Origin of the sequence: Flavobacterium sp. FlaQc-57 (assembly GCF_044007395.1) — a bacterium.
In the GTDB taxonomy this organism is placed as follows: domain Bacteria; phylum Bacteroidota; class Bacteroidia; order Flavobacteriales; family Flavobacteriaceae; genus Flavobacterium.
This window is the reverse complement of record NZ_JBIPDA010000007.1, coordinates 297,053-310,727: the sequence shown is the minus strand read 5'-3', so window position 1 is coordinate 310,727 and position 13,675 is coordinate 297,053. Positions and strand designations below refer to the sequence as shown.

The window sequence follows — 13,675 nt, the reverse complement described above, 5'->3', positions numbered from 1 at the left end:
AAGAATTTGTTTTTGAAAATCTAAAGATAAAGACAAAGTTTGACTTTGAAGTTTGTTTGTGTTTCTTCAATTTGTAATTGATGCTTTTTAGGATACAATAAATCCAATTGCTTTTGAACATTTTCTAAACCAATTTTGGATTTCTCTGAAATTCCGGCAAAATCATTTTGAGGTTTTGTATTCTCAATGCTAAAAATAATTTGCCCTTTTTTACTTTCTAAATTCAGTAGAATTGCTGCTTTTTCAGTTTCATTAATTACGCCATGCTTAAAGGCATTTTCTATAAAAGTCAATATAATCAAAGGCGAAATTTTGTTGCTTTCCTGAATGTTTTTGGTAAACAAAATATCTAATCTGTTTTCGTTGTAACGAAGTTTTTCTAAAGCAATATAATTCTCGATAAGTGTAATTTCTTTTTCAATAGAAACATAATCGTCATTGCAACGGTATAAAACGAAATCTAAAATTTCAGATAATTTAGCAATAACTTCAGGTGCTTTATCATCTTTTTTTAAAGTTAAAGTGTATAAATTATTTAAAGTATTAAAGAGAAAATGAGGATTCAGCTGATTTTTCAAAACCTTTAACTCCATAGATTTTTTTTCTTCTTCCAGTTTTAAAAGACGTTGTTGCTTACGATTAAAGCTTATAAAACCTAAAATAATAACCGGATAAGTAATAAAAGAAAACTCTCTTAAAATCAATTTAACAGAAGTTAGTCTTTCAGGCACGGTCATTTTATGTCCAAGCCAGTCAGCAAAGAAACTCGGGAATTTGGGTTCAAGGTAATAGTATTTTAAAATCATTAATAGGGCGAAAATAAAATAGAGCCAGCCAAAAGCAGAAATGATGAAAAGCAAATACCTTTTTTTGTTTAGTGTTTGAGGGATAATCCAATAAATCAGGCCATAACCAACAGATGCCTGAGCTAAAATTTTCCATGTGTAGATAAAAATAAAGTCATGATAATTTTCATTATCAGGTTTATTTGAAACATAAAAGAATAAAAAGAAAATCCAGTAGAGACAGTGAAGCGCCGTTCTTTTTAAATCAATTTTTTGGATGAAATTCATAAGTGTTTTAAATGTTTGCAAGGTAATAAAATATAGAAACGGGCTTAGTTTTTAGGATGAATAATAGCATTTAGCTCCTAAAAATTGCCTTTTAGCATACGAATGAAAAGCGAGGTTAATTGTATTATTTGAATGCTAAACCTGTGTTTTTATTTGCGCATAAAATATCAGAATTGTTCTGAGATTATATTCGCTAAAAAAAGCACAATGATAAAAGTTATTCTTCTAATAGTCTTGTTTCTGGAAAGGAACTTAAATAAAAATTGAATTTAAAAACCGAAAAACATTAAAGCAATGAAACAAATTATTAAAGCCACAGTTATTATTTTACTTATAATTAATACCGCAAAATTATTTGCACAGAAGGCTAAACAGGATATTGTTTACAGAGAAGATTCAAAATTTACAAATTCAATTTCATCTCAAAACGCAGTAAAAGTCGGTTTAACTGAAAAGAATAATGCGCAGGAAATCACGTATCTCGAAATTTCAAAACGAATAAAACCAACTTTGTTTGCAGATTTGGGAGAAACCTGTCAAACGCCAGACGGAATGGCTTTGGACAAGAAAGGAAATTTATACCTTTCGATTACAAATCCAATTTCATTTGAAAAACATGGAAGTAAAATCATCACTTTTGATAAAAATAATAAACCGATAACCTGGTTCGATCAATTGCCCTTACATCCCGTAACAAAAAGAGTGCATCCGATGGGAATGGAATTTGGACCTGACGGAAATTTGTACATAATGGATAATCAGTTTTTTGCGAGAAAAAAAGATTTCTCGAGATTAATTAGAATTATAGTAAAAAATGGGAAACCGTTAAAAGCTGAGGTTTTAGTTGAAGGTTTTAATTTTGGAGAAGCGGTAAGATGGTATAAAAACCGAGTTTACATCACAGACGCATTATTTGAAAATAGAAGAGAAAGCGGGATTTACAGTTTTTCGTTGGAGGAATTAAATAAGAAGAGTATAGTTTTGGATGTTTCAAACAAGAAAAATTATTTGATAAGCACTTTTACTCTGAAATCAGAAGTTGCAAATTCGATAGGAATAGATGGAATTGCATTTGATGCTAAAGGAAATTTATATGCAGGTAATTTTGGTGATGGTGTAATTTCTAAAATTGAATTTTTTAATGACGGAAAAGTTAAATCTGAAAAAGTTGTTTTTGATTCGGATAAACTAAAATGTTGTGATGGTTTTTTTTACGACAAAAAAAGAAACTCAATTTTTATAGCCAATTACAATAACAATAGTGTTCATCAATTGAATTTAAATACCAATACGCTTTCGTTAATTTGGGAAAACGGTGACGCAAACGGTTCTGACGGACAATTAGATAATCCCTGTGAAACCATTATTTATAAAGGAAAATTGTTAGTAGTGAATTATGATACTTTTGAGGGAGAAAAAAATAAAGAGATAGATGCTTTTCATACCATTTCCAGCTTTGATTTAGGAAATTGAAGAAGGTGCTTAAAATGAAAATAACCCTGTGAAATTTTATATTTCACAGGGTTATTTATTTAATTTAAGATGCCTTTCTGGAAAAGTTTAAAAAGGGATTTGCTTTAGAATCTAAATTTGCGATAAAATTGTTTATTGCATTTTTTGATGCTTCAGTTGTATATTGAAATTCAGGATCAAAGAAAAAGTCGCGACAAATTAAAGGTTCATTTGATGAATCAAAGATAGCTTCGTCGGTTTCGTCCAAATTGTTGTAATCGTATTGGCAAGGATAAAGACGATTTAATTCTGTTATGATAGTATTGAACCATTTGTCAAAGGATTTTCTTTTAGGTGTAACATGACGCGCTAATAAAACCAATCCAACAATTTCATTTTGTAAAAAATAGGAGCCTTTTCGATATCTTACATCAATCATTCTAACATTCATAAGCGCAACCCATAATGGTCCGTTTATATAACCTGAGGCAGGAAGATCAAAATTAATATCAAATACCAAAGGAATTGTATTTTCTGGATTTTCGATAGAACACCAAAGTGCTTCAATGCGTTTTTCTGTATCGTTAATACTTGTTGAATATCCTGTAAAACGCCAGTATATCCATTCTAATAAAGCCGCACTAAGTCCAACAGCCGCTTTATGGTTTATTTGCGCTAATACAGCTTCCAGATCTTCATTTCCTTCCAGAGGATCTAAGAATTGGTCCATTTTTCTTTTATTCCATTTAAAATTAATTGGATGTCCAATGTTTTTTGAATTTAAAATAATTTGCGGTACATTTTTTAAACTTTTCATAAGCACTTATTTTTTGCAGTTTTTCGTAAGGCAAATTTATACAGAGACTTATTGCTTTTGTGTCACAATAAGTTTTATAAATAATAGAATAAGTTTTTTTTTACACGTATAGTTCTGATAACCATTGAAATAAGAAAAGTACTACAAAGATAAAATAATGAAAAGCAGTGCTTTTTTTTTATTGTGTAATGTTTTGATTTTGAATGTGTTGATTATTTTTGATTACGTTGTGGAAAGCGAATTGGTAAAAATCATTTTGCTATTTACGACTGCAGGTTTACATACATAATTGATACAATTAATGCTTTTTAAATTATGAAAAGCAAAAAGCCGAATCTTATTAAGATTCGGCTTTTTTATATAGACACAGTTTCTAATTCGAAACAATAAATTATCCTAAGAATGGGTATCTGTAATCTTCTGGAGTTACAAAAGTTTCTTTGATAGTTCTTGGAGAAGCCCAACGCAATAAATTCAATGCTGAACCCGCTTTATCGTTAGTTCCTGAAGCTCTGGCTCCACCAAAAGGCTGCATTCCTACAACAGCTCCGGTTGGTTTGTCATTGATATAGAAGTTACCTGCAGCATTTTGCAATTTCGTAGTTGCTACTTCAATAGCATAACGATCCTGGCTAAATACAGCTCCGGTTAAAGCGTACTCAGAAGTAGTGTCTACTAATTCTAAAGTTTCTTCCCATTTTGCATCTTCGTATACATATATAGTAATTACTGGTCCGAATAATTCGGTTTCCATTGTAGTATATTTTGGGTTTGTAGTTACAATAACCGTTGGCTCAATAAAGTATCCAACTGATTTATCGTAATTTCCTCCAACGATGATTTCTGCGTCAGCATCTTTTTTAGCCTGGTCAATAAAACTAGCTAATTTGTCAAAAGAACCTTCGTGGATCACTGCTGTAATAAAGTTTCCAAAATCTTCTGGAGAACCCATTTTCATTGATTTTACATCAGCAATTAATTGTTCTTTTACAGCTGGCCATAAACTTTGAGGAATATAAGCTCTTGAAGCTGCAGAACATTTTTGTCCTTGAAATTCAAATGCACCACGAGTAATACCTGTAGTAACTTGTTTTACGTTTGCGCTTGGATGTGCAATGATAAAATCTTTACCACCAGTTTCACCAACGATTCTTGGGTAAGTTTTGTAATTGTGAATGTTAGCTCCAATTTTTGCCCAGATATCTTTAAATACGTGAGTTGATCCTGTAAAGTGAACTCCAGCAAAATCACGACTTGCCAATACAGTATCAGTAATCATTAATGCATCTCCAAAAACTACGTTGATAACGCCATCAGGAACTCCAGCTTCTTTAAAAACTTCAAGGATAATTTTAGTAGAGAATACTTGACTATCACTTGGTTTCCAAACAACAACATTACCCATCATTGCAGCACTTGCAGGAAGATTTGCAGCAATAGCAGTAAAGTTAAAAGGAGTAATTGCGTAAACAAAACCTTCAAGAGGTCTGTATTCTAAACGATTCCAAGTTGTAGAATCTGATTTTGGCTGATCTCCGTAAATTTGAGTCATGAATTCTACGTTGTAACGTAAAAAGTCGATCAATTCGCAAGAAGCATCAATTTCAGCCTGGTGAATATTTTTAGATTGTCCAATCATAGTTGCAGCGTTAATACGAGCTCTATATGGACCTGCAATAAGTTCAGCAGCTTTTAAGAAAATAGCAGCACGTTGTTCCCATGCCATATTTGCCCATGCTTTTCTTGATTCAAGAGCATTAGCAATTGCTTTTTCAATATGTTGTTTTTCAGCTAAATGATACTTTCCAACAACGTGTTTGTGATCATGTGGTGCTGTAATGTTTCTAGTGTTTCCAGTTTTGATTTCTTCACTTCCAATATATAAAGGAACATCAATTTGAGAGTTCCACATTGTAGTGTAAGCTGCTTGAACTGCTGCTTTTTCTGGTGAGTTAGGTGCGTAACCTTTTACTGGCTCGTTTACCGCTTTTGGTACATGAAAGAATCCTTTTAGCATGTTATTTAAATTAGATAATTAGACAATTTAAAGGTTAGATGATTTGATTTGTTACGAATAATCTAACGTTGCACAAAAGTACAAAGGATAAATTAATAATTTGACAATTTTATGATTTAGATAACGATAAAAAATGCAGTTTTTAAACTATGATTTAGTTTAAAGCAAATGGAGCACACATTCTAAAAGTTGGAACAATTACCTTGAATGTTTTTGTAGTAGTAAAATTGATCATATTAAAATGACCTTTCATCGCGCCATATGGCGATGATAGTAAACAGCCTGAGCTATAAGTGTGATTTTCACCAGGTTTTAAAACTGGTTTTTTCCCAATAACGCCTTCGCCATCAACAATTTCCAGATCATTTAAAGAATCAAATATTTCCCAGTGACGAGATGTTAACTGAACTGAATCTTTACTGTGATTTTCGATTGTAACTACATAACTAAAGGCAAAGTGAATCTTGTAGTTCTTGAAGTAAGTACCTTCAAAACTAGTCAAAACAGATATTTTTATGCCTCTTGTAATCTGAGAAACCATACTAAAGTAGTATATATGTGTGCGTTATATATGCAAATCTACAAAAAAAAATCTTTCGATTTAAAACCTTAACAATGTTTTAATTTATGATGTTTATTGAGTTTGCATTTCCTTTTCCGATAACTCTTTGATATCGATCTGTGCTTTCTTTGTAATAAACCAATATGGTGTATTCATTTTCAGTTTGATAGAAGTTTCCATCTATAGAATTTTCATAGTCAATAACTCCTTTTTTATCGGCAATTGTGTATTGAAAACTGGTAAAACCTTGCTTGAGCATTACTGCTTTTTCAAAAATACCTTTTTCGCTATTGTAATCCATTTTGTATTCTGGAGATAAACTGTAATTGTTGAACATTCCGGTAATATAAATGTCTTTCGTTGATGATCTGAAAGTAGGAGCTGACAGACTGAAATAAACCCAGGCATAATCAGCTTCGATTTCATTGTTTGACGCGTTTATATTTTTAACGACAAAGTATCCGTTTACATCCTGATTTGTAGTGTAAATTTGATTTGCTCTTGCTTGATTGGTGAATAAATACGAATTGTAAATGTCGTTGTTAGCACCAACTTTTGCTACATTGGTACTGGCAGCACGAATGTCTTTATTCTCAAAATATAAAAATTCATTTCCGCCCCAGAATTGAGTTTCTTTATCGTATTTATAAATCAACTGATTTCCGATTGTGTATTGAGGAGGGATGTTTTTAATCGCCGTATTAAAATTGCCATTTTGTAATAAAAGAACTTTTACATTTTGTAACGGAGTTTGAAAAACAATGTCGTTTGATAGAATGGCAAAATCTAAATTTTGCTTGTAATCAATATTCATTACGTTTCGACTTCGTTTTACCTGAGCTGTAACTGTAGAATGATTTTCATATAAAATGAATTTTCTGGAGAAAACAACCTCTCTTTCCTCATTCAGAATCTTTAGCATATAATTTCCTGAAATTCGCAATTGAGTTGTAAACTGATTTGGAAAAGCAAGTCTGTAATGAGAATAAATCTGAAGCGTATTGAATGAATTGGAATAATCTGTTATTCTCTGATTATCAAATCCGGATATATAATCTGTTTTAGGAATGTCAGTTGGTTTCCAATTATAGTCGCAGTGCGTAATTTCAAAATAATAATTCGCTTCATTACCGAATAAATCGTCAAATTGAAATGAAAAAGTATCACCTAACTCAAATATCGGAACTACGTTGCTGCCGTTTTGAACGAACGAAACTGTCTTAATATTGTATGGCGGATTTATTTCAGTTTGTACTTCCTGAGCTTTCGCCGAAGTGAAAATAAATAACAGAACTAAGCTTGTATATAAAAATTTTGGCATTGTATCACTTTGTAAGATTGTAAATATAACAATTTTTTACAACGAAAAATGAGCCGATTTATTGGTCCGGAAAACAATTTGTTACGAACCTAAAATGAATTCCAGATTGCCTTCGATTTCGTCATTGATATAACTTTCCTCTAAAAGTGAGTCCGACAATAGTTTTTTATTTTCCTGCAGTTTGATTATTTTCTCTTCTACAGTATTTTTAGAAATAAATCGGATAACATTTACTTTATTCAATTGTCCAATCCTGTGCGCTCTTCCAACACCTTGTTTTTCAGCAAAAGGATTCCACCACGGATCTAAAAATAAAACATAAGAAGCTTTTGTAATATTTAAACCAACGCCACCCGCTTTAAGCGAAATAAAAAATAACAATGGATTTTCTTTTTCCTGAAATTGCTTAACCTGATGCTCTCTTTTTGTGGCAGGAGTTTCGCCGGTAATCTCACAAAATTCTATTTTATTTTCTTTACACCAAGAAGTATAAAAACTCAAATTAGTAACAAACGAACTAAAAATGATCACTTTTTGTTTCGCTTTCACTAAGTTTTCCAGATAATGGGTAACAGCAATATATTTTCCGGAATCAATTTCTGATTCCTGATCGACCATTTTTGGATGATTGCTCAGTTGCCTCAACTTCATCAAAGTATTGATAATACTGATTTTATCAGGACTTGTTCCGTCTGTTTTTAGTAAAAAATTACGAGCTTTAGATTTTTCTTTCTCGTATAGTTTTTCCTGTTCAGGATCCATATCGCAATAGTAAATCTGCTCTGTTAATTCAGGTAAATCTTTTAAAACCTGTTCTTTGGTTCGTCTTAAAATATAAGGCTGAATAAGATTTTTTAGTTCAGATAAACTATTTTCGTCTTGTTTTTTCTCAATCGGAATTTTAAAATTTGCCGCAAAAAAATCGTAACTGCCCAAAATATCCGGATTTATAAATTGCATTTGTGACCATAAATCGTCTAACGAGTTTTCGATAGGAGTACCGCTAAGTGCAATTTTATGCGCCGTATTTATTTTATTAATGGCTTTGAAAATTTTAGAATTTTTATTTTTAATGTATTGACTTTCGTCTAAGATTAAATAGCGGAAATCATATTTTTCTAAAATTGAAATATCACGATGAATAATACTATAGCTGGTGAAAATCAAATCGGTCGATTTTAATCTGCTTGCTAACAATTTCCTGTCGTTGCCCACATATTGCATTTTAGAAAAGTGAGGCGTAAATTTTCCAGCTTCATTGTACCAGTTAAAAACCAATGATGAAGGTAGAACAATCAAAGCTTTTAATGGTTCTCGCTCAATAGTTGTTTCGTTTGCAAACAAATCAAAATTCGTAGTTTTAGTGGTAAATCCTAATTGTTCTTGTACGGCAACCAGAACAGCTAAGGTTTGTAATGTTTTACCAAGTCCCATATCATCGGCCAAACAAGCGCCTAAGTTCGAGTTAAAATGACCTAAAAGCCATTTTGCACCTTCAACTTGATAAGGTCTAAGAGTTGCTTTTAATAACTCGGAGGCTGTATATTCAGCTTTCTGAATGATATCGTTTTTAATTTCCGGAATAGCATCCAAAGCCGTAAAATTACTTTTGCGTAAAAGAAGATTTCCATCATCTGTTTTGGCTAATTTTGCCAACGAACCATATTTACTGAGCCATTCTAAAGGAATTAAAAAATAGTTTCCGTCAGGCAATAAAAAGAGTCTTTCTTTACTTTTTATATTCGGAATCATTTCACTGAAATTGATGTTGAAAACTCCAATCGAAATGATTATTCTAATGTCAAACCAATCTTCTTTTGTTTCATCTTTTGAAGCTGTGATAGTATGGTTTTCGGTAATGATTGCTTTGCTTTCCAGTTTTAAATTTTGGATCGCAAATCCTAAACTTTCGAGTTCTTCTTTATGATCAATAACAAATTGAATATTGACATATGGGTCATTGATTTCTGCGTCAGAATTACAGCTAAATAATTCGTTTTTGATTTTAGTAAAACCAAGTTCAAGTAACTTATTTGTATATAAAGTTTCATCTGAACTTCGTTTAAACTGAATTATTTTTGGTTCAGTTGGAATACTGAAATCAACAAACGAATGTGTTTTTTTAGTTTTACTGGCGTCAAATACATAGCCGTCATAATCAAAATAAAGATTGATATAGTAACAGTTTTTAAAGAAATCATATACAGGCTGAATTGTGCAAGAAATGATTTGATCGCGATGCTCAATTTCAAAACCGGTTGCACTAATATCAATTTTTTTGGCTATTTCAGGAATAAAACTCTTGAAAAAATTGTCAACTAATTTTGAAGGTATTTCGATTGTCTTTTTCGTTATAAAGGGCTGCAGCTTTTTAGAATTAAGATTTTTTAATTGTCCTAATTTTTTATCGGTAATTACCCAGCTTGGCTCATCTAGTAGAATTTCGATACCAACATTCATGGGAAAAAATGTAGTTTCGTTTTCTTTTAGAGATAGCGTATACGTAATTCCGTCGGCGTGTTTGTCAAATTGAATTTGAGGTTCTAAAAGTAATGGATTGGTACTTACTCTGGATCGGTAAAAATCTTTTTCAGATCCCATATTAAGTGATAACGGAAACTGCTCTCTTACAATTAGAGTATAAAAGATGTCCAGATTTAGTTGTAAATGCTGGCGAATTGCAAACTCAATTTTGGAATCTTTTTGCAAATCAGCGATTGTTTTGGCGGATTTAATTTTTGAACTAAACTTTTTGAAAATAAAGTCTGGCTTTAAAGATTCGCAAACCGTCAGTATTTTTTTGGTATTCGAATCTAAATTTTCAAAAATAATTCCAAAACTTTCGAGCACATCCGAAGTGGCTTTTTTATTCAAATATTTGATTTCATCGCTATTCTCAACGATATAAGAAGTTGGGATATAGGTTTTCAGATTTTTTTCAAAACTGATGTCAAAACAAAATTGGAATGATTTTGTAGTTTCCAAGGTTTAGAGATTTGGTTGGCTTATAATTGAGGAATTGGGCTAAAAGAAAAAAGAGTTTTCAAAATATTAATAATTTGAAAACTCTTTTTAAATGAACTTATATCACTTACACGGTGAAAAAAAATTAGTTTTCCGGCTTAAAGCAAAGCGGAATAATTTCTCCTTTTGCTAAACAATATTTTTCAACTAATTCTGGTGTAATTTTATTAGTGTAATCTTCTTCGATTACAATAAAACCGATGCTTCTTAATTTATCGAAGTAATCGCGTCCATAAATACGAACGTGATCGTATTGTCCGAAAATTTTAGCACGTTCTTTTTGATCTGTGATAGTATCATCAGCAAAAGTTACGGCTCTCGATAAATCTTGTGGAATTTGCAGAATCGCCATTCCTCCAGGTTTTAACACCCGAAACAATTCCTGCATCGCTTTTGTGTCATCCGGAATATGTTCTAAAACGTGATTACACAAAATCACATCGTATTCATTGTCTTTAAAAGGTAAATTACAAATGTCTGCTTTTACATCTGCCAGAGGCGAAAATAAATCAGTTGTAGTGTAATCCAGATTTTTTTGTTTGCGAAATCTTTTATAAAAAGCTTGTTCCGGAGCAAAATGAAGCACTTTTTTTGGTGCTGTAAAAAAATCAGTCTGATCGTTTAAATACAACCAAAGTAAACGGTGTCTTTCTAACGAAAGTGTACTTGGCGAAAGTACATTATTACGTTGTTTTCCATATCCATAAGGCAAAAACGATTTAAAACTTCTTCCATCAATCGGATCAGTATATTTGGTTCCTTTTAATGAAAATGCCAAAACCGGACGAGCCACATAGCTCAAACGAATTAATAATGGACGAGGAATTGTATTAAGGACTAATTTGAATAATTTTTTCACAGGGTTTTATTCGGGGTTGATTTTAATTATAGTACTAACGGCACTTTTCTGAATTCATCTTCTTCATTGCTTTCGATTCCCAGAGCTTTGTAGATGTATTGAAAAGTCGATAATAACTCTGGTTTTCCATCTATTAAAGCAACATCGTGTTCAAAATGCGCACTTGCTTTTCCGTCAGCCGTTGTAATAGTCCAGCCGTCTTTATGTTGTTTGATGTTTTTAGTTCCAAGATTAATCATTGGCTCAATTGCAACCACCATTCCTTCAATAAAAAGTTTACCGCGACCACGTTTTCCATAGTTTGGCATCTCTGGTTCTTCGTGCATTTTTTGCCCTAAACCGTGACCAACCAATTCACGAACAACGCCGTAACCGTGAGATTCTGTATATTTTTGAATTGCGTTTCCAACATCTTCAACGCGATTTCCAGCTCTAAATTCTCTGATTCCAACGTAAAGAGACTCTTTAGTTACTTGCAAAAGTTTCTTTACTTCTGGAGCAACTTCTCCAATTTCAAAACTATACGCATGATCACCATGATATCCGTTTTTAAAAGCGCCACAATCTACCGAAATAACATCACCACTTTCAAGAGGTTTATTATTTGGTATTCCGTGTACAACTTGTGAATTTGGACTCATGCAAAGTGAATTCGGGAAATCATACAATCCAAGAAAACTTGGAACTGCACCATGATCACGAATAAATTCCTCGGCTAATTTGTCAAGATATAATGTAGTAACTCCTTCTTTTATTTCAGAAGCAATCATTCCTAATGTTTTAGATACAATCAAAGCACTTTCGCGCATTAATTCAATTTCTTCTCTACTTTTTTGGATAATCATATTTTTCAGATTTTCAGTTCGCAAAAGTACAATTTTAATATTATTTTTTTATTGTTGAGAAGTTTTAAATTTTTTGCCGCGAATTTCACGAATTAACACGAATTAGGATTGATATAAAAATTGAATTTCAGGAATTTCATCGTTTCGAAATTTAGAAAAAAATAAATTCGTGTTAATTCGTGAAATTCGTGGCATACCTTTTTGCATACTATTTGACAGAAAAAATGTAAATTAGTAAGAATTAAAAGTAGTGGAATTATGGAAACGGCAATAGATCAAGAAAATATATTAAAAAAGAAAGCTTTAAATAAAATGAAAAGCAATGCTCTTGCGCTTTTAGGTTTTGCAGTATTGCTGTTTATAATTGCAATTTATTTTAAAATTCCAATGCTGCAGGCTTTTAGTGAAGCGGCAATGGTTGGAGGAATTGCCGACTGGTTTGCTGTTGTGGCTTTATTTCGTCATCCGCTGGGAATTCCAATTTGGCACACAGCAATTATTCCAACCAAAAAAAATGAAATCGGTGAAAATCTCGGGAATTTTGTTTCAGAAGAATTTCTGAATCGTGAAAAACTGGAAATTAAAATAGAAGAATTCAACTTTGCTACAAAAGCTGCTGAATGGCTCTCGCATGATGAAAATGCGAATAAAATTGCCAATTTGGTTGTAGTAAATATTATTCCCGGAGTTTTAAGAACAATAAAAGATGAGGATATAAAGCATTTTATTCAGGTTCAATTTGCAGCAAAATTGGAAGGAATCAATTTTGGAGAATGGGTTGCACTCGCTTTAGAACCTTTGCAAAAAGGTACTGTAAAAGACGAATTGCTGACTAACGTGCTAAATGTTATGAGTGCAGAATTGACTAATAATAAGGATTTGATTCGGAAAAAAGTAAAAGAATCTACACCGTTCTTGAGTTTTGGTTTGGCTGATAAAAGTATCTCAGAAGGTGTCTTTAATGGTTTAGCCGATTTTTTAAATGAAGCTAAAAATCCAGGAAGCGCCATTAGGGCTAAAATCGATGAATATGTCTATAATTTTCTGGATAAAGTAAAGAACTCAGAAGAAATGAGAGTCAAAATCAATAATATGATTCTGAGTTTTGCCGGAAAAAAAGAAGTTCAGGATTATATAAACGGAATTTGGGATGAAATTAAATTGTCGATTACCAATGATTTAGAAAAAGGTGAAGAGTCGTCGATTAAGAAAAATATTTCGGGTTTAATTCAGAGTTTTGGAAACGGAATCAAGGAAGATGCTGTTATGATTGATAAAATCAATAATTTCATCAAGAACGATTTACTTTCTATTCTGTTAAATAATAAAAAAGTAATTGGAGATTTAATTTCTTCAACTGTAAAAAGTTGGGATGGAAAAGAAGTTTCTGAAAAATTAGAATTAGAAATCGGTAAAGATCTGCAATATATTAGAATCAACGGAACTTTGGTAGGCGGACTCATCGGACTTATAATTTATGCCGTCGAATGGACGTATCATTATTTTATGATTTAAAAAGTTTCGTGTAATTCAGAAGAAAAATAAACACATAGAAACATAGATTTTTTGGTGAAAAAAGATAAAAAAAAAGAAATACATTTCTTTAACATAGAGCACTATGTGATTTTTAAAAAAGTGAAACGCCTACTTTTAAATTTGCAAAAACTATGTTTCTATGTGTTAAAAATAATTATATTCAATAATT

At 31.8% G+C, this 13,675-nt stretch carries 10 protein-coding genes; 2 read left to right on the top strand and 8 right to left on the bottom strand.

Annotated features, from left to right (window positions below; genetic code table 11):
- Positions 1-20 precede the first annotated feature (20 nt).
- On the bottom strand, positions 21-1,073 hold the full coding sequence (locus tag ACHRVZ_RS20320) for a sensor histidine kinase (protein WP_395424812.1): 1,053 nt from the start codon (positions 1,071-1,073) through the stop codon (positions 21-23).
- 294 nt (positions 1,074-1,367) lie between these two features.
- On the opposite strand from ACHRVZ_RS20320, the gene ACHRVZ_RS20315 reads away from it, so the two are divergent.
- Positions 1,368-2,546 (top strand): hypothetical protein, encoded by a 1,179-nt coding sequence (locus ACHRVZ_RS20315; protein ID WP_395424810.1) that lies wholly within the window; start codon positions 1,368-1,370, stop codon positions 2,544-2,546.
- Positions 2,547-2,610: 64 nt separating this feature from the next.
- Here ACHRVZ_RS20315 and ACHRVZ_RS20310 read toward each other — a convergent pair whose 3' ends face one another.
- From ACHRVZ_RS20310 to map, 7 genes are all read right to left on the bottom strand, one after another.
- A complete protein-coding gene (locus ACHRVZ_RS20310; RefSeq protein WP_395424808.1) occupies positions 2,611-3,342 on the bottom strand; it encodes a hypothetical protein in 732 nt (243 codons plus the stop codon).
- Between the two features lie 391 nt (positions 3,343-3,733).
- The gene (gene pruA, locus ACHRVZ_RS20305) at positions 3,734-5,359 is read right to left on the bottom strand and encodes an L-glutamate gamma-semialdehyde dehydrogenase (RefSeq protein WP_395424806.1); all 1,626 of its coding nucleotides are present in this window, start codon (positions 5,357-5,359) and stop codon (positions 3,734-3,736) included.
- A gap of 154 nt (positions 5,360-5,513) precedes the next feature.
- A complete protein-coding gene (gene apaG / locus ACHRVZ_RS20300; RefSeq protein ID WP_041517556.1) occupies positions 5,514-5,900 on the bottom strand; it encodes a Co2+/Mg2+ efflux protein ApaG in 387 nt (128 codons plus the stop codon).
- A 79-nt stretch (positions 5,901-5,979) separates the two neighbouring features.
- On the bottom strand, positions 5,980-7,242 hold the full coding sequence (locus ACHRVZ_RS20295; protein WP_395424805.1) for a DUF5103 domain-containing protein: 1,263 nt from the start codon (positions 7,240-7,242) through the stop codon (positions 5,980-5,982).
- Between the two features lie 81 nt (positions 7,243-7,323).
- On the bottom strand, positions 7,324-10,227 hold the full coding sequence (locus ACHRVZ_RS20290; protein ID WP_395424803.1) for a DEAD/DEAH box helicase: 2,904 nt from the start codon (positions 10,225-10,227) through the stop codon (positions 7,324-7,326).
- A gap of 124 nt (positions 10,228-10,351) precedes the next feature.
- On the bottom strand, positions 10,352-11,125 hold the full coding sequence (locus tag ACHRVZ_RS20285; RefSeq protein WP_065452128.1) for a class I SAM-dependent methyltransferase: 774 nt from the start codon (positions 11,123-11,125) through the stop codon (positions 10,352-10,354).
- A 26-nt stretch (positions 11,126-11,151) separates the two neighbouring features.
- The gene (gene map / locus ACHRVZ_RS20280; protein WP_395424800.1) at positions 11,152-11,970 is read right to left on the bottom strand and encodes a type I methionyl aminopeptidase; all 819 of its coding nucleotides are present in this window, start codon (positions 11,968-11,970) and stop codon (positions 11,152-11,154) included.
- 258 nt (positions 11,971-12,228) lie between these two features.
- Between map and ACHRVZ_RS20275 the strand changes: the two genes are divergently transcribed.
- Complete coding sequence (locus ACHRVZ_RS20275; RefSeq protein ID WP_395424799.1) at positions 12,229-13,485, top strand: DUF445 domain-containing protein; 1,257 nt, start codon at positions 12,229-12,231, stop codon at positions 13,483-13,485.
- Positions 13,486-13,675 lie beyond the last annotated feature (190 nt).

What these genes read in the sequence shown, in the direction of transcription:
- ACHRVZ_RS20310 (WP_395424808.1), bottom strand. Translation starts at nt 3,342, where the DNA reads ATGAAAAGTTTAAAAAATGTACCGCAAATTATTTTAAATTCAAAAAAC.
- ACHRVZ_RS20320 (WP_395424812.1), bottom strand. Translation starts at nt 1,073, where the DNA reads ATGAATTTCATCCAAAAAATTGATTTAAAAAGAACGGCGCTTCACTGT.
- ACHRVZ_RS20275 (WP_395424799.1), top strand. Translation starts at nt 12,229, where the DNA reads ATGGAAACGGCAATAGATCAAGAAAATATATTAAAAAAGAAAGCTTTA.
- ACHRVZ_RS20295 (WP_395424805.1), bottom strand. Translation starts at nt 7,242, where the DNA reads ATGCCAAAATTTTTATATACAAGCTTAGTTCTGTTATTTATTTTCACT.
- map (WP_395424800.1), bottom strand. Translation starts at nt 11,970, where the DNA reads ATGATTATCCAAAAAAGTAGAGAAGAAATTGAATTAATGCGCGAAAGT.
- ACHRVZ_RS20315 (WP_395424810.1), top strand. Translation starts at nt 1,368, where the DNA reads ATGAAACAAATTATTAAAGCCACAGTTATTATTTTACTTATAATTAAT.
- pruA (WP_395424806.1), bottom strand. Translation starts at nt 5,359, where the DNA reads ATGCTAAAAGGATTCTTTCATGTACCAAAAGCGGTAAACGAGCCAGTA.
- apaG (WP_041517556.1), bottom strand. Translation starts at nt 5,900, where the DNA reads ATGGTTTCTCAGATTACAAGAGGCATAAAAATATCTGTTTTGACTAGT.